Source organism: Cronobacter condimenti 1330, from assembly GCF_001277255.1.
Taxonomy (GTDB): Bacteria; Pseudomonadota; Gammaproteobacteria; order Enterobacterales; family Enterobacteriaceae; genus Cronobacter; species Cronobacter condimenti.
Window position 1 is genome coordinate 775,943 of the sequence record NZ_CP012264.1, and the last position, 21,706, is coordinate 797,648.

19 protein-coding genes and 1 riboswitch are annotated in these 21,706 nt (G+C 55.8%); of the genes, 13 read left to right on the forward strand and 6 right to left on the reverse strand.

All coding sequences use genetic code 11. The features are described from left to right. Window positions 1-15 precede the first annotated feature (15 nt). Window positions 16-117: riboswitch (TPP riboswitch) on the reverse strand. 35 nt (window positions 118-152) lie between these two features. Continuing rightward, a complete protein-coding gene (gene sgrR, locus AFK62_RS03570) occupies window positions 153-1,817 on the reverse strand; it encodes an HTH-type transcriptional regulator SgrR (RefSeq protein WP_007677119.1) in 1,665 nt (554 codons plus the stop codon). 86 nt (window positions 1,818-1,903) lie between these two features. Between sgrR and sgrT the strand changes: the two genes are divergently transcribed. Next, window positions 1,904-2,068, forward strand: coding sequence for a glucose uptake inhibitor SgrT (gene sgrT / locus AFK62_RS20820; RefSeq protein WP_007677117.1), 165 nt, complete (start codon window positions 1,904-1,906; stop codon window positions 2,066-2,068). 120 nt (window positions 2,069-2,188) lie between these two features. After that, the gene (locus AFK62_RS03575; protein WP_007677114.1) at window positions 2,189-3,367 is read left to right on the forward strand and encodes an MFS transporter; all 1,179 of its coding nucleotides are present in this window, start codon (window positions 2,189-2,191) and stop codon (window positions 3,365-3,367) included. Window positions 3,368-3,443: 76 nt separating this feature from the next. Here the strand turns inward: AFK62_RS03575 and leuD are convergent, their stop codons facing one another. The 5 genes from leuD to leuL form a co-directional block, all read right to left on the reverse strand. After that, window positions 3,444-4,049, reverse strand: coding sequence for a 3-isopropylmalate dehydratase small subunit (gene leuD / locus AFK62_RS03580; protein ID WP_007677111.1), 606 nt, complete (start codon window positions 4,047-4,049; stop codon window positions 3,444-3,446). A 10-nt stretch (window positions 4,050-4,059) separates the two neighbouring features. Next, window positions 4,060-5,460: a 3-isopropylmalate dehydratase large subunit gene (gene leuC / locus AFK62_RS03585; protein WP_007677108.1), complete on the reverse strand. Its 1,401-nt coding sequence runs from the start codon at window positions 5,458-5,460 to the stop codon at window positions 4,060-4,062. Window positions 5,461-5,462: 2 nt separating this feature from the next. Further along, window positions 5,463-6,554: a 3-isopropylmalate dehydrogenase gene (gene leuB, locus AFK62_RS03590; protein WP_007677105.1), complete on the reverse strand. Its 1,092-nt coding sequence runs from the start codon at window positions 6,552-6,554 to the stop codon at window positions 5,463-5,465. Beyond that, window positions 6,554-8,125: a 2-isopropylmalate synthase gene (gene leuA, locus AFK62_RS03595; RefSeq protein ID WP_007677102.1), complete on the reverse strand. Its 1,572-nt coding sequence runs from the start codon at window positions 8,123-8,125 to the stop codon at window positions 6,554-6,556. Before leuA ends, leuB begins: the two co-directional genes overlap by 1 nt. Window positions 8,126-8,223: 98 nt before the next feature. Continuing rightward, complete coding sequence (gene leuL / locus AFK62_RS23045; protein WP_129232671.1) at window positions 8,224-8,310, reverse strand: leu operon leader peptide; 87 nt, start codon at window positions 8,308-8,310, stop codon at window positions 8,224-8,226. Window positions 8,311-8,925: 615 nt separating this feature from the next. On the opposite strand from leuL, the gene leuO reads away from it, so the two are divergent. From leuO to mraY, 11 genes are all read left to right on the forward strand, one after another. Further along, a complete protein-coding gene (leuO, locus tag AFK62_RS03600; RefSeq protein ID WP_032984676.1) occupies window positions 8,926-9,870 on the forward strand; it encodes a transcriptional regulator LeuO in 945 nt (314 codons plus the stop codon). Between the two features lie 400 nt (window positions 9,871-10,270). Further along, the gene (gene ilvI / locus AFK62_RS03605; RefSeq protein WP_032984675.1) at window positions 10,271-11,995 is read left to right on the forward strand and encodes an acetolactate synthase 3 large subunit; all 1,725 of its coding nucleotides are present in this window, start codon (window positions 10,271-10,273) and stop codon (window positions 11,993-11,995) included. A 2-nt stretch (window positions 11,996-11,997) separates the two neighbouring features. Then, window positions 11,998-12,489 (forward strand): acetolactate synthase small subunit, encoded by a 492-nt coding sequence (ilvN, locus tag AFK62_RS03610; RefSeq protein ID WP_004386411.1) that lies wholly within the window; start codon window positions 11,998-12,000, stop codon window positions 12,487-12,489. 179 nt (window positions 12,490-12,668) lie between these two features. Next, window positions 12,669-13,673 (forward strand): catabolite repressor/activator, encoded by a 1,005-nt coding sequence (cra, locus tag AFK62_RS03615; protein WP_007677073.1) that lies wholly within the window; start codon window positions 12,669-12,671, stop codon window positions 13,671-13,673. Between the two features lie 579 nt (window positions 13,674-14,252). After that, window positions 14,253-14,711: a division/cell wall cluster transcriptional repressor MraZ gene (mraZ, locus tag AFK62_RS03620; protein WP_007677071.1), complete on the forward strand. Its 459-nt coding sequence runs from the start codon at window positions 14,253-14,255 to the stop codon at window positions 14,709-14,711. A gap of 3 nt (window positions 14,712-14,714) precedes the next feature. After that, window positions 14,715-15,656 carry a 16S rRNA (cytosine(1402)-N(4))-methyltransferase RsmH gene (gene rsmH / locus AFK62_RS03625; protein ID WP_007677067.1) on the forward strand — a complete coding sequence of 314 codons (942 nt, stop codon included), beginning with the start codon at window positions 14,715-14,717 and terminating at the stop codon, window positions 15,654-15,656. Next, a complete protein-coding gene (ftsL, locus tag AFK62_RS03630) occupies window positions 15,653-16,018 on the forward strand; it encodes a cell division protein FtsL (RefSeq protein ID WP_032984673.1) in 366 nt (121 codons plus the stop codon). The genes rsmH and ftsL overlap by 4 nt, the downstream gene beginning before the upstream one ends. Window positions 16,019-16,033: 15 nt before the next feature. Further along, on the forward strand, window positions 16,034-17,800 hold the full coding sequence (locus tag AFK62_RS03635; RefSeq protein WP_007677065.1) for a peptidoglycan glycosyltransferase FtsI: 1,767 nt from the start codon (window positions 16,034-16,036) through the stop codon (window positions 17,798-17,800). Then, complete coding sequence (murE, locus tag AFK62_RS03640) at window positions 17,787-19,274, forward strand: UDP-N-acetylmuramoyl-L-alanyl-D-glutamate--2,6-diaminopimelate ligase (protein WP_032984672.1); 1,488 nt, start codon at window positions 17,787-17,789, stop codon at window positions 19,272-19,274. The genes AFK62_RS03635 and murE overlap by 14 nt, the downstream gene beginning before the upstream one ends. Next, the gene (gene murF / locus AFK62_RS03645) at window positions 19,271-20,629 is read left to right on the forward strand and encodes a UDP-N-acetylmuramoyl-tripeptide--D-alanyl-D-alanine ligase (protein ID WP_032984671.1); all 1,359 of its coding nucleotides are present in this window, start codon (window positions 19,271-19,273) and stop codon (window positions 20,627-20,629) included. Before murE ends, murF begins: the two co-directional genes overlap by 4 nt. Next, complete coding sequence (gene mraY, locus AFK62_RS03650; RefSeq protein ID WP_007677062.1) at window positions 20,623-21,705, forward strand: phospho-N-acetylmuramoyl-pentapeptide-transferase; 1,083 nt, start codon at window positions 20,623-20,625, stop codon at window positions 21,703-21,705. Before murF ends, mraY begins: the two co-directional genes overlap by 7 nt. Window position 21,706: the final 1 nt, after the last annotated feature.

The following is a 21,706-nucleotide window of genomic DNA, read 5'->3' on the forward strand; positions in this document are numbered from 1 at the left end:
TGGGGGCAAAGGATTTTGAGCAGTAGCCTCAAATCCCTTCGCCGGCGTTATCCGGATCAGGTTCGACGGGTATTATCTCAGCGCGCCGGTTTTCCGGCGGCACCCCGTTGAGAACGGCCCATTGTAATGATTTGCGTAATGTTGCGAAAGGGTTACGGCTCGGGTGGGGCAAACCAGGCGGATTTAAAGTCAAACCAGCCGAGCGTGTTCATTCGTACGCCGCGCATGCTGCGCTGACCCTGCAACATCAGCCAATGGTGGATAAGCGGTAAAATGTCTTGGCGCTCCAGCATGGTGCGGCACCACTGCGGCAGATTGAGCGCGCCGGTACGCCAGCGTTGCGCGTCGCCTTGCCAGTCGAGCGGAATGCAGCGCTGGATGAGCGGCACTTCGCACAGATGCGCGAACAGCGAGAAATCGAGCGGCAGCGTGAAGTTGGCGCTGTTAAGCCACAGATCGCTTGTGATGTCGCCCTGATACCACTCTTCATAGCTCACTTCACGCAGTTCCAGCTCGACCTGTTCCTGCGCCAGGATTGCGCGCAGCAACTCGCCGATGACCCGGTTTTCGATATGATCGCCATAGAAGGTGAGCGTGAGGCGCTCAAGCCCAGCGGGTTTCTGCGCCTCAAGAATCTGCGGCGCATGATGCCAGCGCGGCAAAAGGCCGTAAGCCGGGAACCAGATACGCTGATACTGCGGCGCGGCGCGATGCAACAGCCGGGCTGGCGTGAAGAGATGGCTTATCCAGCGGCGTACGTCGGGCATAGCGCCGATACGCGTGCGGGAATCAAACAACAGGTAGTAACAGCCTTCTTCGAGGCGGCTTTCAACGGCTTTCTCTTCGGTCGCCTGCGCCGGGCCTTCGAGCTGTACCGCGCAGCTTAACTCGTCGCCTATCTCCGGCAGCACCCAGAAGTTGACCTCGTCAATCAGTGCGCGATAACCGAAGTAGTCATCAAAGGCATGGATCTTGAGCTGATTGCGATTATTACGTACCACGGCATACGGCCCGGTGCCGACTGGCTGGCTTGCAAAATTCGGCAGATCTGGCCATTCACGCGGCAGGATCATTGCAGGTACGCTGCCAAGCAGCCACGGAAGCCAGTCATCCGGTTCACTCAGGTGGATGTCTAAGGTCCAGGCGGTGGGGGAGACGACCTGCCGGAGGTGCGCATACAGCGGCAGAGCGCAGACGCGTTGCAGCGAGCTGATGACATCCAGCATGTCTAGCTCGCGGCCATGATGAAAATGAATGCCGGGACGCAAGAAAAAGCGCCAGTGAAAGGGGGAAATTTGCTGCCAGTGATGGGCGATATCTGCTTCCAGTTCCCCGTTTTCCTCGTTTATGCGCGTCAGCCCGTTAAAGAGTTGCCGGGCGATGTGGGTTTCGGAACGGCGCAGGGCACTGCCGGGCAGCAGGTTTTGCAGCGGTCGGTAGTAGAGCACACGCAGGATATGGCGTCCCTGACGGAAGCTGCGGCCAAGATGCGAAAGGAGCATCTGGCGCACGGCGGATTTGTCGCCGACGATCTGCACCAGCTGATCGACCCTGTCCTGCTCCAGCAGATCTTCGGCCCGCTGTTGCTGTAAGGCGAGACCGGTATAGAGGAATCGCAGCCTGGAGCGCTTGCCGCGCCCGGCTTCCGCGTCCCAGGTCAGCCAGCCGCGCGCCTGCATGGCATTCAGCAAGGTGCGCATATGACGACGCGAACAGTTCAGCAGGTCGGCCAGTTCGTTAAGCGTGGTTTCCTGCGGCTGGCCGTCGCAGCATTGCCACAGGCGGATGAATTGCTGTTGCAGACGACCTGACGGCATAAAAGGGGAACTCCTGCGGGAAACTCATCAATTTAATATTCCCTATATTACGGCAATACTTCTCTTCGATGAAAGCGGAGGTGCTTATGAAAACGTCGTCAACCGGCAGGTTTTACCTGCGATATTTCAGTGCAATACCGCGTCTCTCTTGCTCATGGCTGGCCCGCCTGAGCAGCCAGACGCCGCAACGGATGCTGGATGATGTTATGCAATGGGAAGCGACTTTCCCTGTGACGTTTAAGCGCCGCTAAGCGGACATCACGTGTAACTGAGTATTGGTGCTTTTCACCCGCCAGCAGTGTGCTACTGCTGGCTTTTTTCGTCTATGATGAACACGTTTCCGCCTGCCCCTACATGAAAGGATGCGCCTGATGCTGTGGTTCCTTACGCCTGCAAGACGTCTCAATCTCGTTTATCTCGCCTTTATGATCGTCGCGTTTATGATGGGCGTAGCGGGCGCGCTCCAGGCGCCGACACTGAGCCTGTTTCTGAGCCGCGAAGTTGGCGTGCCGCCGTTCTGGGTCGGGTTGTTCTATACCGTTAACGCCATCGCAGGGATTGTGGTCAGCCTGCTGCTGGCGAAGCGCTCCGATAGCCGCGGCGACCGACGCAAGCTGATCCTTTTTTGCTGTCTGATGGCGGTTGGAAACTGCGTGCTGTTCGCGTTTAACCGTCACTATCTGACGCTGATTACCGCAGGCGTGATGCTGGCGTCGCTGGCAAACACCGCGATGCCGCAGCTTTTCGCGCTGGCGCGCGAATATGCTGACAATTCTGCCCGCGAGGCGGTGATGTTCAGCTCCATGATGCGCGCGCAGCTGTCGCTCGCGTGGGTTATCGGGCCGCCGCTGTCGTTTATGCTGGCGCTGAATTTGGGCTTTACCGCCATGTTTCTGTTCGCCGGCGGGATCTTTCTTCTAAGCCTTGCGATTATCTTTTTCGCACTGCCGTCTGTTGCGCGTATTGAGCAGCCCGCTGATATGGCGCTGACGCAGGTAAGCGGCTGGAAAGACAAAAATGTGCGAATGCTGTTTATCGCCTCGGTGCTGATGTGGGCATGTAACACGATGTATATCATCGATATGCCGCTGTGGGTGAGTCAGGATTTAGCGCTGCCGGAGAGCCTCGCGGGCGTGCTGATGGGCACCGCGGCCGGGCTTGAGATCCCGGCGATGCTGCTTGCCGGGTTTTACGTGAAGCGCGTCGGTAAAAAGCCGATGATGCTGCTCGCGGTGGGCGCGGGCGTGCTGTTCTACGCGGGGCTGAATCTCTTTCATAGCCGCGAGGCGCTGCTCGGGTTACAACTGTTTAACGCGGTGTTTATCGGGGTTATCGCCGGGATTGGGATGATCTGGTTTCAGGATCTTATGCCTGGACGGGCCGGGTCTGCCACCACACTGTTTAGCAACAGTATCTGGACCGGGGTGATCCTGGCGGGCGTGGTGCAGGGGGCGCTGGTCGAAAGCGCCGGGCATTACGCGGTATATCCGGTGATCGCCGCAGTGGCGCTGGTGGCGCTGTGGTTAACGAGCCGCGTGAAGGATGTATAAAAGCTGGCGTGAGGAAGAGTAAGAGAGGGCGGGTCAGCAACGCGTACCCGCCCAGGCGTCAGAGAAGCCGTAAAACTTACCCCATAAACGCCGGCTGATTTTTCTCATACGCGGCGATAGCGTCGTCGTGCTGCAACGTCAGGCCAATACTGTCCAGCCCGTTTAACATGCAGTGACGACGGAAGGCATCAATGCTGAAGCTGTAAGACTTATCGCCCGCTTTAACTTCCTGCGCCTGCAGATCCACTTCAAAACGGATGCCCGGGTTTGCCTTCACCAGTGCGAACAGTTCATCAACCTCTTCATCGCTGAGTTTTACGGGCAGCAACTGATTATTAAAGCTGTTGCCGTAGAAAATGTCGGCGAAGCTTGGGGCGATCACCACTTTGAAACCGTAATCGGTCAGCGCCCACGGCGCGTGCTCGCGCGAGGAGCCGCAGCCAAAGTTCTCTCGCGCCAGCAGGATCGATGCGCCCTGATATTGCGGGAAGTTCAGCACAAATTCCGGGTTCGGCACCTGGCCTTTGTCATCCAGAAAGCGCCAGTCGTTAAAGAGGTGTGCCCCAAAGCCGGTGCGGGTGACCTTTTGCAGAAACTGTTTTGGGATAATCGCATCGGTATCTACGTTTGCCGCATCCAGCGGAACCACCAGACCGGTGTGTTGGGTAAATTTCTCTGCCATGGTGTTCCCCTTATTTCAGGCTACGGATATCGGCGAAACGGCCGGTAACGGCGGCGGCGGCGGCCATCGCCGGGCTAACCAGATGCGTGCGCCCGCCGCGGCCCTGGCGGCCTTCAAAGTTACGGTTGCTGGTGGACGCACAGCGCTCGCCCGGGTTCAGGCGGTCGTTGTTCATCGCAAGGCACATAGAGCAGCCCGGCAGACGCCATTCAAAACCCGCCTCAATGAAAATCTTGTCCAGCCCTTCGGCTTCGGCCTGCGCTTTCACCGGCCCGGAGCCCGGCACGACCAGCGCCTGAACGCCCGGCGCCACTTTACGACCGCGGGCGATGTCTGCCGCCGCACGCAAATCTTCAATACGCGAGTTCGTACAAGAGCCAATAAACACTTTATCGATAGCCACATCGGTCAGCGGCACGCCCGGTTTCAGGCCCATGTAGGCCAGCGCTTTTTCAGCGGAGGCGCGCTCGACCGGATCGGCGAAAGATGCCGGGTCGGGGATGGCATCGCTAACCGAAATAACCTGCCCTGGGTTGGTGCCCCAGGTCACCTGCGGAGCAATCTCTTCGGCATTCAGCGTGACGACGGCGTCAAACTGCGCGCCGTCGTCAGTTTTCAGGGTTTTCCAGTACGCTACCGCGTCATCAAAATCCTGGCCTTTCGGCGCGTGCAGGCGGCCTTTGACGTAATTAAAAGTGGTTTCGTCCGGCGCAACCAGGCCCGCTTTGGCGCCCATTTCAATCGCCATGTTGCACAGCGTCATGCGGCCTTCCATGCTGAGCGCGCGGATAGCGTCGCCGCAGAATTCCACCACATAACCGGTACCGCCAGCGCTCCCGGTTTTCCCGATGATCGCAAGCACAATATCTTTAGCGGTAATGCCCGGTGCGGCGTTGCCTTTGACTTCGATTTTCATGGTTTTGGCACGGCCCTGCTTGAGGGTTTGCGTCGCCAGCACGTGTTCGACTTCCGAGGTGCCGATACCAAACGCCAGCGCGCCAAACGCACCGTGGGTAGCGGTATGGGAGTCGCCGCAGACGATGGTCATGCCCGGCAGCGTAATGCCCTGTTCCGGCCCCATCACATGCACGATGCCCTGATACGGGTGATTTAAATCGTACAGCTCCACGCCAAACTCGTTGCAGTTCTTAATCAGCTCCTGCATCTGGATGCGGGCCATTTCGCCGGACGCATTGATGTCTTTGGTTTGGGTAGAGACGTTGTGGTCCATTGTCGCGAAGGTTTTACGCGGCTGGCGGACCGGGCGGCCATGCGCACGCAAGCCATCGAAGGCCTGCGGGGAGGTCACTTCATGCACCAGATGACGGTCGATATAGAGCAGCGGCGTTTCGTTCGGCGCTTCAAACACCACGTGAGCGTCAAACAGCTTCTGGTATAAGGTCTTTGCCATGGTTACACCCCTTCGGCCACATAGCGGGCAATGATATCGCCCATTTCATCGGTGCTGACAGCCTGACCGCCGCGGGCCAGGTCGCCGGTACGTACGCCTTCTTCCAGCGCGCGGTTAATCGCCGCTTCAATCGCTGTCGCCGCGTCGTCAGCTTCCAGGCTGTAGCGCAGCAGCAACGAGAGCGACAGGATCTGCGCAATCGGGTTAGCAATGTTTTTTCCCGCAATATCTGGCGCCGAGCCGCCTGCCGGCTCATACAGGCCAAAACCCTGTTCGTTGAGGCTTGCTGACGGCAGCATTCCCATCGAGCCTGTGATCATCGCGCATTCATCAGAGAGAATATCGCCAAAGAGATTCGAGCAGAGCAGTACGTCAAACTGCGAAGGGTCTTTAATCAGCTGCATGGTCGCGTTATCGATATACATATGCGCCAGCTCGACATCCGGATATTCCTGGCCGATTTCATTAACGATTTCACGCCATAACAGCGACGTTTGCAGCACGTTCGCTTTATCGACAGAAGTGACTTTATTACGGCGTTTCCGTGCTGATTCAAACGCGATGCGGGCGATACGCTCTATCTCGAAACGGTGGTAGATCTCGGTATCGTACGCTTTTTCATGCATACCGCTGCCGTCGCGGCCTTTCGGCTGACCGAAGTAAATCCCGCCGGTCAGCTCGCGCACGCAAAGGATATCGAACCCGTTGGCGGCGATATCCGCACGCAGCGGGCAAAACTCTTCCAGACCGGCATAGAGCTTCGCCGGACGCAGATTGCTGAAGAGCTTAAAGTGTTTACGCAGCGGCAACAGCGCGCCGCGCTCCGGCTGCTGTGCCGGGGGCAGGTTTTCCCATTTCGGGCCGCCGACCGAGCCGAACAGAATGGCGTCCGCCTGCTCACAGCCTTCGACCGTCGCCTGCGGCAGCGGATTGCCGTGACGGTCAATGGCGATACCGCCAACGTCATAGTGGCTGGTGGTGATACGCATATCAAAACGGCCACGAACTGCATCCAGTACTTTCAGGGCTTGCGCCATGACTTCCGGGCCAATACCGTCGCCCGGCAAAACTGCAATATGATAATTTTTAGACATCACACGGTTTCCTGATTGTGTTCTTTATTCTGTGCTTTGCGTTGCAATTCTTTTTCGACTTCACCGGCGCGCCAGATGTTGTTCAGCACGTTGATCATCGCGCGGGCGGAGGATTCGACGATATCCGTGGTCAGGCCCACGCCATGGAAATGACGGCCGTTATAGCTCACCACAATATCCACCTGGCCCAGCGCGTTTTTGCCGTGGCCTTTGGCGCCTAACTGATATTTGACCAGCTCGATGTCGTAGTCGGTAATGCGGTTGATGGCCTGATAGACCGCGTCGACCGGACCGTTGCCGTTCGCGGCTTCGGCTTTGATCTCATCGCCGCAGGCGAGTTTCACCGAGGCCGTAGCCATCGCGCTGGAGCCCGACTGCACGCTGAAGTATTCCAGACGGAAATGCTCCGGTTCTTCCTGCTGTTTATTGATAAAGGCCAGTGCTTCCAGGTCGTAATCAAACACCTGGCCTTTTTTGTCCGCCAGCTTCAGGAAGGCGTCGTACAGGTTGTCCAGGTTGTAGTCGCTTTCCTGATACCCCATCTCTTCCATACGATGCTTCACGGCAGCACGGCCGGAGCGGGATGTCAGGTTCAACTGAACCTGATTCAGGCCGATGGATTCCGGCGTCATGATTTCGTAGTTTTCACGGTTTTTCAGTACGCCATCCTGATGGATGCCCGACGAGTGGGCGAAGGCGCCGGTACCGACCACCGCTTTATTCGCCGGGATCGGCATGTTGCAGATCTGGCTGACGGTTTGACTGGTGCGCCAGATCTCCTGATGGTTAACCGTGGTATGGACGTTCAACAGGCTCTGGCGCAGCTTGATCGCCATAATGACTTCTTCCAGCGCGCAGTTGCCCGCGCGTTCGCCGATGCCGTTCAGCGTGCCTTCAACCTGACGTGCGCCCGCGTTAACGGCGGCCATCGCGTTGCCGACCGCCATGCCCAAATCATCGTGGGTATGGACGGAAATAATCGCTTTGTCGATATTCGGCACGCGCTCATACAGGCCGCTAATAATGTTGCTGAATTCGAAGGGCAGGGTGTAACCAACGGTGTCAGGAATATTAATCGTGGTGGCGCCTGCATTGATGGCGGCCTCCACGACGCGCGCCAGATCGTCGATAGGCGTGCGGCCTGCGTCTTCACAGGAGAACTCGACGTCGTCGGTATAGTTACGGGCGCGTTTTACCATGTAGACGGCACGCTCAATGACTTCATCGAGCGTACTGCGCAGTTTGGTGGCGATGTGCATCGGCGAGGTGGCGATAAAGGTGTGAATACGAAACGCCTCGGCGACTTTCAGGGATTCAGCGGCGACATCGATATCTTTTTCGACGCAGCGGGCCAGGGCGCAGACGCGGCTGTTTTTCACCTGGCGAGCAATGGTCTGTACTGACTCGAAATCGCCCGGCGAAGAAACCGGAAACCCGACCTCCATAACATCAACACGCATACGCTCAAGCGCCAGCGCGATTTGCAGCTTTTCCTTAACGCTCAGGCTTGCCTGCAGCGCCTGCTCACCGTCACGCAATGTGGTATCAAAGATAATGACTTGCTGGCTCATGGTTGGTGTCCTTATTTGTCCTGGGGCGCCTTGCGTGAGCATAAAAAAACCCGCGCAGTGGCGCGGGTTTTCGTATTTCTGATGACCTGACTCAAGCGTTATCGCCGGACGTCGCGCACCAGTCTACCGCGCACTGAAGATGCGTTTAGTAGTAGTAGACCAGCCAGACGAACGATGCGAATCATGAATCATGTCCCGAATAAATGCGTTAACAGGCTTTTAGTGGTACTTGATACCTCTACCCATGTCAACCCCCTGTCCGTAATTCTACAGTTAACGCAACGGCGCGACGTCAGAGGCGCATTTAGTGGATTATGCTGAGTAATCGCTCTTATATAAAAGATATGGATAAGTTAAGCGAAGCGTAAGTATTGACGCACAGACGTTGCGCATTTTTAGCCTCTTCTGGTCGTTTTTATCGCGGTAAATTATTTACCATATCAATTGATTAAAGCCGTTGAAGGTTTATTGACGTCTTTTGGCGCCGCTGATTTTAAAAAGCAGATCATCATTTGCGAACAAAGTGAAGCATTTACTAACGCTTAATTCATAATTCATAAAGTGAATTATTGTTTATTCGTGTTTTTTATGATTTGATCACGCCGTGATGAGAAAGACATGATAAACAAAGTCCAGAAGTATCAGGAGAATTAATTTATTGTCTATTAATGATCTTTTATTACGAAACAGTAGGGATTTATGATTTTTTGAACCTCCTCTTTTGCCTGAGATTGCTACATGATAAACGGAATGTTTTGGGTAATGCATGCAAAGGGAATAATGTATCAGTGGAGTAAATGATGTCTGATGATCATATTGAACATTCACCCGTATCCGAAGGGCTGAAACCTCAATTACGCACGGTCGATCTCAATTTATTGACGGTTTTTGATGCGGTAATGCAGGAACAAAATATTACCCGCGCCGCACACATGCTGGGGATGTCTCAGCCTGCCGTCAGCAACGCCGTGGCGCGCCTTAAAGTGATGTTTAATGACGAATTATTTGTGCGTTATGGACGCGGTATTCAGCCGACAGTCCGGGCATGCCAGCTGTTCGGGTCGATTCGTCAGGCGCTTCAGTTGGTGCAAAACGAGCTGCCTGGCTCTGGCTTTGAACCGCTCAGCAGCGAAAGGCTCTTTAACCTTTGCGTATGCAGCCCGCTGGATAATCTGCTGACGTCGATTATTTATAACAGCGTAATGAATATTGCGCCCAATATTCATTTGGTATTTAAATCTTCGCTCAATCAGAATATTGAACACCAGTTGCGTTATCAGGAGACGGAATTTGTTATCGGCTATGATGAATTTCGCCGCCCGGAATTTACCTGCGTTCCCCTCTTCAAAGATGAAATGGTATTGGTGAGCAGCCAAAGCCATCCGCGGAAAGATAATCTGTTACGCGAAAGCGAAGTATTTAAAGAACAGCATGCCGTTGTGGCGTTAGACCGCTTTAGTTCTTTTAGCCTGCCGTGGTATGACACGCCGGAAAAACAATCCGCGATCGCGTATCAGGGAATGGCAATGACCAGCGTATTAAATGTCGTGTCGCGCACCAACCTGATTACCATCGCGCCGCGCTGGCTGGCACAGGATTATGAACAGACGCTGCAACTGCAAATCATGCCGCTGCCGTTCAAATTAAACAGCCGCACCTGTTATCTCTCCTGGCATGAAGCCGCCGGGCGCGATAAGGGCCATCAGTGGATGGAAGAGTTATTATCAAACGTGTGTCGGCGATAAATGCTGTTATCCGATATCGGGCGGCGTTGACCGCCCGTTTTTCTTTTTATCATCTTTTTCTTAGCATTTTATCCTGTGGTTATTTCCCGCCTCGCTGCCGGTCTGGTCAATCCCCAAATTATTTGATTTATCACTGTCAGGAATGGGCGTGGCGAAATTTACGGTCATAAGCGCCGCTTATATTCAGCATATCTCTCCGTTTAACCGCTTTTCTTTGGCGCTACGCGGCCATTTCACATGTGGCACACCCTCTGATTGCTAATTGCCTGCCTCATTTCCAGCGGTTATGTTAGGAAGAACATATAACGATAATTAACGACAGGACATCACACCTGTACCAGTGACCGTGCGGAAAATGACTTCTGCCGTCAGTCCGTAAACAAAAGCCTGGAGGCAAACCATGGAGATGTTGTCTGGAGCCGAGATGGTCGTCCGATCGCTTATCGATCAGGGCGTGAAGCAAGTATTCGGTTATCCCGGTGGCGCCGTGCTCGATATTTACGACGCGCTACATACCGTTGGCGGGATTGATCATGTGCTGGTGCGCCATGAGCAAGCCGCGGTGCATATGGCCGATGGTCTGGCGCGCGCGACCGGCGAGGTGGGCGTGGTGCTGGTGACATCTGGCCCTGGCGCCACCAACGCCATTACCGGTATCGCTACTGCTTATATGGACTCCATTCCGCTTGTGGTGCTATCAGGCCAGGTCGCGACCTCGCTGATTGGCTATGACGCCTTTCAGGAGTGCGACATGGTGGGGATCTCCCGCCCGGTGGTGAAGCATAGCTTTCTGGTAAAGCAAACCGAAGATATCCCGACAGTACTGAAGAAAGCGTTCTGGCTCGCCGCCAGCGGCAGACCTGGCCCGGTCGTGGTCGATTTACCGAAGGATATTCTCAACCCGGCTAAAAAGCTGCCTTATGTCTGGCCGGAAACTGTCAGCATGCGTTCCTATAACCCGACGACGCAGGGACACAAAGGGCAGATTAAACGCGCTCTGCAAACGCTTACCGCCGCGAAAAAACCGGTGATGTATGTGGGCGGCGGGGCTATCACGGCGGCGTGTGAAAATGAACTGCGCGCGGTCGCGGAAAAACTCAACGTGCCGGTGGTCTCTTCATTAATGGGTCTCGGCGCGTTTCCTGGCACCCACCGTCAGGCGCTCGGTATGCTTGGCATGCATGGTACGTTTGAAGCCAACATGACAATGCACAACGCCGATGTGATTTTCGCCGTCGGCGTGCGTTTTGACGATCGCACCACCAATAATCTTGCGAAATATTGTCCGAACGCCACTGTGCTGCATATTGATATCGACCCGACGTCGATTTCAAAAACCGTGGCGGCAGATGTGCCTATTGTCGGTGATGCGCGGCAGGTATTGAACCAGATGCTGGAACTGCTTGGCCAGGAAGAGGGCCAGCAGCCGCTGGACGACATTCGCGACTGGTGGCAGCAGATTGAACAGTGGCGTGCCCGCCAGTGCCTGAATTACGATCGCGAAAGCGGCAGCATCAAGCCGCAGGCCGCCCTCGAAACGCTGTATCGCCTGACTAATGGCGACGCTTACGTGACATCTGACGTGGGGCAGCATCAGATGTTTGCCGCGCTGTATTACACCTTCGATAAACCGCGCCGCTGGATCAACTCCGGTGGGCTTGGCACGATGGGCTTTGGCCTGCCTGCGGCGCTCGGCGTGAAGCTGGCGTTGCCGGAGGAAACGGTCGTGTGCGTAACCGGCGACGGCAGTATCCAGATGAATATTCAGGAGCTCTCCACTGCGCTGCAGTATGAGTTGCCGGTACTGGTGCTCAATCTGAATAATCGCTATCTGGGCATGGTGAAGCAGTGGCAGGATATGATCTATTCGGGTCGCCACTCGCAGTCATACATGGAATCGCTGCCCGATTTCGTCAAACTGGCGGAGGCTTATGGGCATATCGGGATTTCCATCACCCGCCCGGAAGAGCTCGAAAGCAAGCTCAGCGAGGCGCTGGAGCATGTACGCAATAACCGGCTGGTGTTTGTCGATGTTACGGTGGACGGGACCGAGCATGTTTATCCGATGCAGGTCCGCGGCGGCGGAATGGATGAAATGTGGTTAAGCAAAACGGAGAGAACCTGATTATGCGCCGGATATTATCAGTTTTACTGGAAAACGAATCGGGCTCGTTGTCGCGTGTAATCGGGCTCTTTGCGCAGCGTGGCTATAACATTGAAAGCCTGACGGTGGCACCGACCGACGATCCGACGCTTTCTCGCATGACTATTCAGACAGTCGGCGACGAAAAAGTGCTGGAGCAGATAGAAAAACAGCTCCATAAGCTGGTCGATGTTTTGCGCGTCAGTGAGCTCGGGCAGGGCGCGCACGTTGAGCGCGAAATCATGCTGGTGAAAATCCAGGCGAGCGGCTATGGCCGTGAAGAGGTCAAACGCAGCGCGGAGATTTTCCGCGGGCAAATTATCGACGTTACGCCGTCGCTCTATACCGTGCAGCTGGCTGGCACCAGCGAAAAGCTCGACGCCTTCCTCGCGAGCATTCGCGATGTGGCGAAAATCGTGGAAGTCGCGCGCTCCGGCGTGGTCGGCCTCTCCCGCGGCGAAAAAATTATGCGTTAACCGTATTGCCTTCTTGTTATACATCCGCCCGGCGTCGCTGCCGGGCTTTTTTTTGCAGCGGGCGCGACAGGCGCGCGCAAAACCAGTTGCTCAGGGTATTATTCTGCGCTTAGATGTTAAGGATTTTAACTTATAACCCTTAAAAGGTTATGGAGTAACACTTTTAGTAAGGGGCAAACGTGAAACTGGATGAAATCGCGCGGCTGGCAGGCGTGTCGCGCACCACGGCGAGCTATGTCATTAATGGAAAAGCCCGGCAGTACCGTGTGAGCGATAAAACCGTTGAGAAAGTGATGGCGGTGGTGCGCGAGCATAACTACCACCCGAATGCTGTCGCTGCCGGCTTGCGTGCGGGGCGCACGCGCTCTATCGGTCTGGTCATCCCCGATCTTGAAAACACCAGCTATACCCGTATCGCCAACTATCTTGAGCGTCAGGCGCGCCAGCGCGGTTATCAGCTTCTTATCGCCTGTTCCGAAGATCAGCCGGATAACGAAATGCGCTGCATTGAACATCTGCTGCAGCGGCAGGTCGACGCCATTATTGTTTCTACTTCTTTGCCGCCTGAGCACCCCTTTTATCAACGCTGGGCGAATGACGCGTTTCCAATAGTCGCACTCGATCGCGCGCTGGATCGCGAACATTTCACAAGCGTAGTCGGCGCCGATCAGGATGATGCCGAAATGCTGGCGAGCGAATTGCGCACCTTCCCGGCTGAAACCGTCCTTTATCTTGGCGCGCTGCCGGAGCTTTCCGTCAGTTTCCTGCGTGAGCTGGGTTTCCGTAGTGCATGGAAAGATGACCCGCGTGAAGTCCACTTCTTATATGCCAACAGCTACGAGCGAGAAGCGGCGGCGGCATTGTTTGAAAAATGGCTGGAAACGCACCCGATGCCGCAGGCGCTGTTCACCACCTCTTTTGCGCTGTTGCAGGGCGTCATGGACGTGACGCTTAAGCGTGAAGGGCGTCTGCCTTCGGAACTGGCTATCGCCACATTTGGCGATAACGAGTTACTGGATTTCTTGCAATGCCCCGTTCTTGCGGTGGCCCAGCGTCATCGTGATGTCGCTGAACGTGTGCTGGAACTGGTGCTCGCAAGCCTGGATGAGCCCCGCAAACCGCGTCCTGGCCTGACCCGCATTCGCCGTAACCTCTACCGTCGTGGCAGTCTGAGCCGACGTTAACCGGACAAGAAAAACGATAAAAAGGCAGCTTTGGCTGCCTTTTTCCGTTATTCGGATAATTCTGGCGCATTTTTACACAACCTGACATCGCTTCTTCGCACTATGAAGATGTGAGGTGCCGTATCGGTTTAGTCGTAACCAATCATTTCTTATGTGTAAATTTGTAACGGTAATGAACAGCCGGATGACCCGCGTAAGCGTTTTATATTCAAACAGTTCGCAAACAGGTGATAAAAGCGTCCCAAACCACAGCAGACGCTGTTAACTCCAGGGGTTTTACCTTAAAATGCCGCTCGCGTCGCAAACTCAACACTTAGTCCTCTTCACCGATCGTATTAAGTGGTTTTTAACGGTCCTGTGTGTATTCGTCATTTTTCTTACAAATATTCATAGCGTTAATTTTGCCTCGTCAGGATGGCAGGGATTTTATTTGCCGCTTTCTCTTTGTCAGCGCCGAATCTTTTGTTGAAGGCTGCCCCGGTGCTGGCTTGACAAGCTTTTCCTCCGCTCCGTAAACTCCGGTGGGTGGGAATTTGTGGGATAAAGTGGTGAAAAAGGGCTGAGCTCAGTGAGGCTGGAATGTTTCGTGGCGCAACGTTGGTTAATCTCGACAGCAAAGGGCGGTTATCCGTTCCGACGCGCTATCGCGATTTACTGAACGATGCCTCGTCCGGACAGATGGTTTGCACCATCGATATTCACCATCCCTGCCTGTTGCTTTATACCCTGCCCGAATGGGTAATTATCGAACAAAAATTGTCGCGTCTGTCGAGCATGAACCCCGCAGAACGTCGAGTGCAGCGCCTGCTGCTGGGCCATGCCAGCGAATGCCAAATGGACAGCGCGGGCCGTCTTTTATTAGCACCCGTGTTACGGCAACACGCCGGATTGACCAAACAAGTGATGCTGGTCGGGCAGTTCAACAAATTTGAGCTGTGGGACGAAGCGACCTGGTATCAACGGGTCAGGGAAGACATCGACGCTGAGCAGTCATCTTCTGAAGTGTTGTCGGAGCGGCTGCAGGATTTGTCTTTATAAAATATGATGGAAAATTATAAACATACGACGGTGCTCCTTGATGAGGCCGTTAACGGCCTGAATATACGTCCAGACGGCATTTACATTGACGGCACCTTTGGCCGCGGCGGACACTCGCGCCTTATCCTTTCACAGCTGGGCGAACAAGGGCGTTTACTGGCGATCGATCGCGATCCGCAGGCGATTGCGGCGGCCGCTGCCATTGCCGATCCCCGTTTCTCCATCATTCACGGCCCTTTCTCAGCGCTTGCCGATTATGTGTGTGAGCGTGAGCTGCAGGGCAAAATCGACGGCATTCTTCTCGATCTCGGTGTGTCTTCTCCGCAGCTTGACGATCCGGAACGCGGCTTTTCTTTTATGCGCGACGGGCCGCTTGATATGCGTATGGATCCGACACGCGGGCAATCGGCTGCCGAATGGCTGCGCAACGCCGAAGAAGCGGATATCGCTTGGGTGTTGAAAACCTTTGGCGAAGAGCGTTTCGCCAAACGTATCGCGCGTGCGATCGTTGAGCGCAACCGCGAATTGCCGATGACCCGTACGAAAGAGCTGGCGGAAGTTGTGGCTGCCGCAACGCCCGTGAGAGACAAGTTTAAACACCCTGCCACACGAACGTTTCAGGCGGTACGCATCTGGGTTAACAGCGAGCTCGAAGAGATTGAGCAGGCGCTGAAAGGCGCGGTTAGCGTGCTGGCGCCTGGCGGACGGCTTTCTGTTATCAGCTTTCATTCACTGGAAGACCGCCTCGTGAAGCGCTTTATGCGTGAGCAGAGCCGGGGTCCACAAGTGCCGGCAGGCTTGCCGATGACCGAAGCACAGTTGCAAAAGCTTGGCGGTCGCGAATTGCGGGCGCTTGGCAAACTGATGCCGGGCGAGGCGGAAGTCGCTGAGAACCCACGCGCGCGCAGCTCCGTATTACGCGTCGCCGAGAGGACCGGCGCATGATTAGCCGAGTGACAGAGACCTTAAGCAAAGTCACCGGATCGCTAAGCAGCAACGAGCGCCATGCGCTGCCTGCGGTGATCGGTGGCGATCTTCTGCGCTACGGGAAACTGCCGCTCTGTCTGTTTATCGCCATTATCGTGACCGCGATTTTCGTGGTGACCACCGCGCACCACACCCGTTTGCTCACTGCCCAGCGTGAGCAACTGGTGCTGGAGCGCGACGCGCTGGATATCGAATGGCGCAACCTGATTCTTGAAGAAAATGCGCTCGGCGATCACAGCCGGGTGGAACGGATCGCCACGGAAAAGCTGCAAATGCAGCATGTCGATCCTTCGCAGGAAAATATCGTGGTGCAGAAATAAGGACTGACCAGGCGAATGAAAGCAGCAGCAAAGACGCTTAAACCAAAACGTCAGGAAGAACAGGCCAACTTTATCAGTTGGCGTTTTGCGTTGCTTTGCGGCTGCATTTTGTTGGCTCTGGCGTTTCTGCTGGCGCGCGTCGCCTGGCTGCAGATAGTCGACCCGGACATGCTGGTGCGCCAGGGCGATATGCGTTCGTTACGTGTCCAGGAAGTGTCTACTGCGCGCGGTATGATTACCGACCGTTCAGGCCGTCCGCTGGCGGTGAGCGTGCCGGTAAAAGCTATCTGGGCTGACCCGAAAGAGCTTCACGACGCGGGCGGCATTACGCTTGATAACCGCTGGAAAGCGCTCTCCGACGCGCTCAAAATCCCGCTCGACCAGCTTTCCGCGCGCGTCAACGCGAACCCGAAAGGCCGCTTTATCTACCTGGCACGCCAGGTAAACCCGGATATTGGCGAGTACATCAAAAAGCTTAAGCTTCCGGGCATTCATCTGCGTGAAGAGTCACGCCGTTACTATCCTTCAGGCGCAGTGACCGCTCACCTCATTGGGTTCACCAACGTAGACAGCCAGGGAATTGAAGGCGTCGAAAAAAGCTTCGATAAATGGCTGACTGGTCAGCCTGGTGAGCGCATTGTGCGTAAAGACCGCTATGGCCGCGTCATTGAGGATATTTCCTCAACCGACAGCCAGGCGGCGCATAACCTTGCACTCAGTATCGACGAACGCCTGCAGGCGCTGGTCTATCGTGAACTTAATAACGCCGTAGCCTTTAACAAGGCAGAATCCGGCAGCGCCGTACTGGTCGATGTGAATACTGGTGAAGTACTGGCGATGGCCAACAGCCCCTCTTACAACCCAAATAACATCACCGGTACGCCGAAAGATGTCATGCGTAACCGTACCATTACCGATGTGTTCGAACCGGGTTCGACGGTAAAACCGATGGTGGTGATGACGGCGTTGCAGCGCGGCGTGGTGCAGGAAAATACGGTGCTGAATACGGTGCCGTATCGGATTAACGGCCATGAGATTAAAGACGTCGCGCGTTACAGCGAGCTGACGCTTACCGGGGTTTTACAGAAGTCGAGTAACGTCGGGGTTTCCAAACTGGCGTTAGCGATGCCCTCCTCAGCGTTAGTAGATACTTACTCACGCTTTGGACTTGGTAAGTCGACCAATCTGGGACTGGTCGGAGAACGCAGTGGCTTATTCCCACAAAAACAACGGTGGTCTGACATAGAGAGGGCCACCTTCTCATTCGGCTACGGGCTCATGGTAACGCCGTTACAGTTAGCTCGTGTCTACGCGACCATCGGCAGCTACGGCGTCTATCGTCCGCTATCGATAACGAAGGTTGACCCGCCAGTGCCAGGCGAGCGTATTTTCCCGGAATCTATTGTGCGCACCGTGGTGCATATGATGGAAAGCGTAGCGCTCCCGGGCGGGGGCGGCGTGAAGGCGGCTATCAAGGGCTACCGCATTGCGATTAAAACCGGTACGGCGAAAAAAGTCGGGCCGGATGGACGCTACATCAACAAATACATTGCTTACACCGCAGGCGTTGCACCTGCCAGCAATCCGCGTTTCGCGCTGGTGGTGGTGATTAACGATCCTCAGGCGGGTAAATACTACGGCGGCGCCGTTTCCGCGCCGGTCTTCGGGGCCATCATGGGCGGCGTTCTGCGCACCATGAACATCGAGCCGGACGCGCTGACAACGGGCGAAAAAAGTGAATTCGTAATTAATCGAGAAGAGGGAACAGGTGGCAGATCGTAATTTGCGCGACCTTCTCGCTCCGTGGGTAGCTGGTCTGCCTGCGCGAGCTCTGCGGGAGATGACCCTGGACAGCCGCGTTGCGGCTGCGGGGGATCTCTTTGTGGCGGTGGTCGGTCATCAGGCGGACGGGCGTCGTTATATCCCGCAGGCGATAGCGCAAGGTGTAGCTGCCATCGTCGCTGAAGCGAAAGGCGAGGCGACGGACGGTGAAGTCCGTGAGATGCACGGCGTGCCGGTTATCTATTTAAGCCAGCTGAACGAGCGTCTCTCCGCGCTGGCAGGACGTTTTTATCACGAGCCGTCCGAGCGCCTGCGTCTTATCGGCGTGACGGGCACTAACGGTAAAACCACTACCACGCAACTATTAGCGCAGTGGAGCCAACTGCTTGGAGAGACCAGCGCTGTCATGGGCACGGTTGGGAACGGTCTGCTTGGCAAAGTCATCCCGACGGAAAACACGACCGGCTCGGCGGTTGATGTTCAGCACGTGCTGTCAGGACTTGCTGAACAGGGCGCGAGTTTCGCCGCGATGGAAGTCTCTTCCCACGGTCTGGTGCAGCATCGTGTGGCCGCGTTGCAATTTGCTGCTTCCGTATTTACCAATTTAAGCCGCGATCATCTCGACTATCACGGTGACATGGAGCATTACGAAGCGGCGAAATGGCTGCTGTTTTCCTCGCACCACTATGGTCAGGCAATTATCAATGCCGACGATGAAGTGGGTCGTCGCTGGCTGGCGAAGCTGCCGGACGCGGTCGCGGTGTCGATGGAAAATAATATAAACCCGGATTGCCATGGCCGTTGGTTGCGCGCCGATGCGGTGGAGTATCACGACCGTGGCGCTACGCTGCGTTTCAGCTCCTCGTGGGGCGACGGCACTATCGAAAGCCGTCTGATGGGCGCGTTTAATGTGAGCAATTTGCTGCTGGCGCTCGGTACGTTGCTGGCGCTGGGTTACCCGCTCGCGGCGCTGCTGGAAAGCGCGACGCGTCTGCAGCCAGTTAATGGCCGCATGGAAGTGTTCAGTGCGCCTGGCAAACCAACGGTTGTCGTCGATTATGCCCATACGCCTGACGCGCTTGAAAAAGCGTTGCAGGCGGCGCGTCTGCACTGCGCGGGCAAGCTGTGGTGCGTTTTCGGCTGCGGCGGCGATCGCGATAAAGGCAAACGTCCGCTGATGGGCGCGATTGCCGAGCAGTTTGCCGATGTCATCGTCGTGACCGACGACAACCCGCGCACGGAAGATCCGAAAGCGATTATTGCCGATATCCTCACGGGCATGCTGGATGCGGGGCGCGCTCGTGTTGTAGAGGGCCGCGCAGAAGCCGTCACCAACGCCATCATGCAGGCGGCGGAAAACGACGTTGTGCTGGTGGCCGGTAAAGGTCACGAAGATTACCAGATTGTCGGCACTCGCCGTCTTGATTACTCCGACCGCGTCACTGCGGCGCGCCTGCTGGGAGCAGTGGCATGATTCGCATATCTTTGAGCCAGCTTGCCGCCGTTTTGCAGGGCGAGCTGCACGGCGCCGACGCCGATGTCGAGGCCGTTACGACCGATACCCGCACACTGACGCCGGGCTGTTTATTTGTCGCCCTGAAAGGCGAGCGTTTTGACGCGCACGATTTTGCCGCGCAAGCGCAGGCTGGCGGCGCAGGCGCGCTGCTGGTAAGCCGCAAGCTTGATATCGACCTGCCGCAACTGGTGGTGGCCGATACGCGTCTCGCCTTTGGCGAACTGGCTGCCTGGGTAAGACAGCAAGTACCGGCGCGTGTTGTGGCCTTGACCGGTTCTTCCGGAAAAACGTCGGTGAAAGAGATGACTGCCGCCATTCTTAGCGAATGCGGCAATACGCTTTATACCGCAGGCAATCTTAATAACGATATCGGCGTGCCGATGACGCTGCTGCGTCTTACGCCGGAACATCAGTATGCAGTGATTGAACTTGGGGCAAACCATCAGGGCGAAATCGCCTGGACGGTAAGCCTGACACGTCCGGAAGCCGCGCTGGTTAACAATCTGGCGGCGGCACATCTCGAAGGCTTCGGCTCGCTTGCGGGCGTTGCAAAAGCGAAAGGCGAAATTTTCACGGGGCTGCCGGAAAACGGCATCGCTATTCTCAATGCTGACAATAACGACTGGCTGAACTGGCAGAGCATTATCGGCAACCGCAAGGTCTGGCGTTTTTCACCGAACCTTGAGAGCAGCGATTTCAGCGCCACTCATATACATATCACCAGCCACGGCACGGAGTTCACGCTGCGTACTCCGACGGGTGACGTGGACGTTCTGTTGCCGCTGCCGGGCCGTCATAACATTGCCAATGCGCTGGCCGCGTCCGCGCTGGCATCGGCCGTCGGTGCGCCGCATGATGCGATTAAAGCAGGGCTTGCGAAGTTAAAAGCGGTCCCGGGACGCCTGTTCCCGGTAGCGCTTGCAGAAAACCAGCTGCTGCTGGATGACAGCTATAACGCTAACGTCGGTTCAATGACCGCCGCAGTTCAGGTGCTGTCTGAAATGCCAGGTTATCGCGTGATGGTCGTCGGCGATATGGCGGAACTTGGCGATGAAGCTGAAGCCTGTCATCAGCAGGTGGGCGAAGCGGCGAAAGCGGCGGGCATCGATAAAGTTCTGAGCGTGGGCACGCTTAGCGAAGGCATCAGCCGCGCAAGCGGCGTGGGCGAACATTTCCAGAATAAACAGGCCGTGGTTGCACGCCTTAAAACGCTCATCAGTGAGCATTCCATCATTACCCTTTTAGTGAAAGGTTCACGTAGTGCTGCCATGGAAGAGGTGGTGCGCGCATTACAGGAGAACGGGACATGTTAGTGTGGCTGGCCGAGTATCTGGTCAAATATTATTCCGGCTTTAACGTCTTTTCTTATCTGACGTTTCGCGCCATCGTCAGCCTGCTGACCGCGCTGTTTATCTCTTTATGGATGGGCCCGCGCCTGATCGCGCATTTACAGAAACTCTCCTTCGGCCAGGTGGTACGTAACGATGGTCCGGAGTCGCATTTCAGCAAACGCGGCACGCCGACCATGGGCGGCATCATGATCCTCACTTCTATCGTGGTGTCGGTATTGCTGTGGGCTTATCCGTCTAATCCGTATGTCTGGTGTGTGCTGTTTGTGCTGGTCGGTTACGGCGCGGTGGGCTTTGTCGACGATTACCGCAAGGTGGTTCGTAAAGACACGAAAGGCCTGATTGCCCGCTGGAAATACTTCTGGATGTCGGTTATCGCCCTGACGGTGGCGTTTGCGCTTTACATCACCGGGAAAGATACGCCTGCCACCGAACTGGTTGTGCCGTTCTTTAAAGATGTCATGCCGCAGCTCGGCATTTTCTACATTCTGCTCGCGTATTTCGTTATTGTCGGTACCGGCAACGCGGTGAACCTCACCGACGGGCTTGACGGTCTCGCCATCATGCCAACCGTGCTGGTGGCGGCCGGTTTCGCGCTGGTTGCCTGGGCGACCGGTAACGTTAAGTTTGCGGAGTATCTGCACATTCCATATCTGCGCCACGCAGGTGAGCTGGTGATTGTCTGTACTGCGATTGTTGGCGCGGGTCTGGGCTTTTTGTGGTTCAACACTTACCCGGCGCAGGTCTTTATGGGTGATGTCGGCTCGCTGGCACTCGGCGGCGCGCTGGGTGTTATTGCCGTACTGCTGCGTCAGGAGTTCCTGCTGGTAATTATGGGCGGTGTTTTTGTCGTAGAGACGCTGTCGGTCATTCTGCAGGTCGGCTCCTTTAAGCTGCGCGGTCAGCGCATTTTCCGCATGGCACCGATTCATCATCATTATGAACTGAAGGGCTGGCCGGAGCCGCGCGTGATTGTGCGCTTCTGGGTGATTTCGCTGATGCTGGTGCTGATTGGCCTGGCTACGCTTAAGGTACGTTAAT

Excerpts from the sequence above, each read along its gene's own strand:
- sgrR (WP_007677119.1), bottom strand. The coding sequence starts at position 1,817 with ATGCCGTCAGGTCGTCTGCAACAGCAATTCATCCGCCTGTGGCAATGC.
- sgrT (WP_007677117.1), top strand. The coding sequence starts at position 1,904 with ATGAAAACGTCGTCAACCGGCAGGTTTTACCTGCGATATTTCAGTGCA.
- AFK62_RS03575 (WP_007677114.1), top strand. The coding sequence starts at position 2,189 with ATGCTGTGGTTCCTTACGCCTGCAAGACGTCTCAATCTCGTTTATCTC.
- leuD (WP_007677111.1), bottom strand. The coding sequence starts at position 4,049 with ATGGCAGAGAAATTTACCCAACACACCGGTCTGGTGGTTCCGCTGGAT.
- leuC (WP_007677108.1), bottom strand. The coding sequence starts at position 5,460 with ATGGCAAAGACCTTATACCAGAAGCTGTTTGACGCTCACGTGGTGTTT.
- leuB (WP_007677105.1), bottom strand. The coding sequence starts at position 6,554 with ATGTCTAAAAATTATCATATTGCAGTTTTGCCGGGCGACGGTATTGGC.
- leuA (WP_007677102.1), bottom strand. The coding sequence starts at position 8,125 with ATGAGCCAGCAAGTCATTATCTTTGATACCACATTGCGTGACGGTGAG.
- leuL (WP_129232671.1), bottom strand. The coding sequence starts at position 8,310 with ATGATTCGCATCGTTCGTCTGGCTGGTCTACTACTACTAAACGCATCT.
- leuO (WP_032984676.1), top strand. The coding sequence starts at position 8,926 with ATGTCTGATGATCATATTGAACATTCACCCGTATCCGAAGGGCTGAAA.
- ilvI (WP_032984675.1), top strand. The coding sequence starts at position 10,271 with ATGGAGATGTTGTCTGGAGCCGAGATGGTCGTCCGATCGCTTATCGAT.
- ilvN (WP_004386411.1), top strand. The coding sequence starts at position 11,998 with ATGCGCCGGATATTATCAGTTTTACTGGAAAACGAATCGGGCTCGTTG.
- mraZ (WP_007677071.1), top strand. The coding sequence starts at position 14,253 with ATGTTTCGTGGCGCAACGTTGGTTAATCTCGACAGCAAAGGGCGGTTA.
- rsmH (WP_007677067.1), top strand. The coding sequence starts at position 14,715 with ATGATGGAAAATTATAAACATACGACGGTGCTCCTTGATGAGGCCGTT.
- ftsL (WP_032984673.1), top strand. The coding sequence starts at position 15,653 with ATGATTAGCCGAGTGACAGAGACCTTAAGCAAAGTCACCGGATCGCTA.
- AFK62_RS03635 (WP_007677065.1), top strand. The coding sequence starts at position 16,034 with ATGAAAGCAGCAGCAAAGACGCTTAAACCAAAACGTCAGGAAGAACAG.
- murF (WP_032984671.1), top strand. The coding sequence starts at position 19,271 with ATGATTCGCATATCTTTGAGCCAGCTTGCCGCCGTTTTGCAGGGCGAG.
- mraY (WP_007677062.1), top strand. The coding sequence starts at position 20,623 with ATGTTAGTGTGGCTGGCCGAGTATCTGGTCAAATATTATTCCGGCTTT.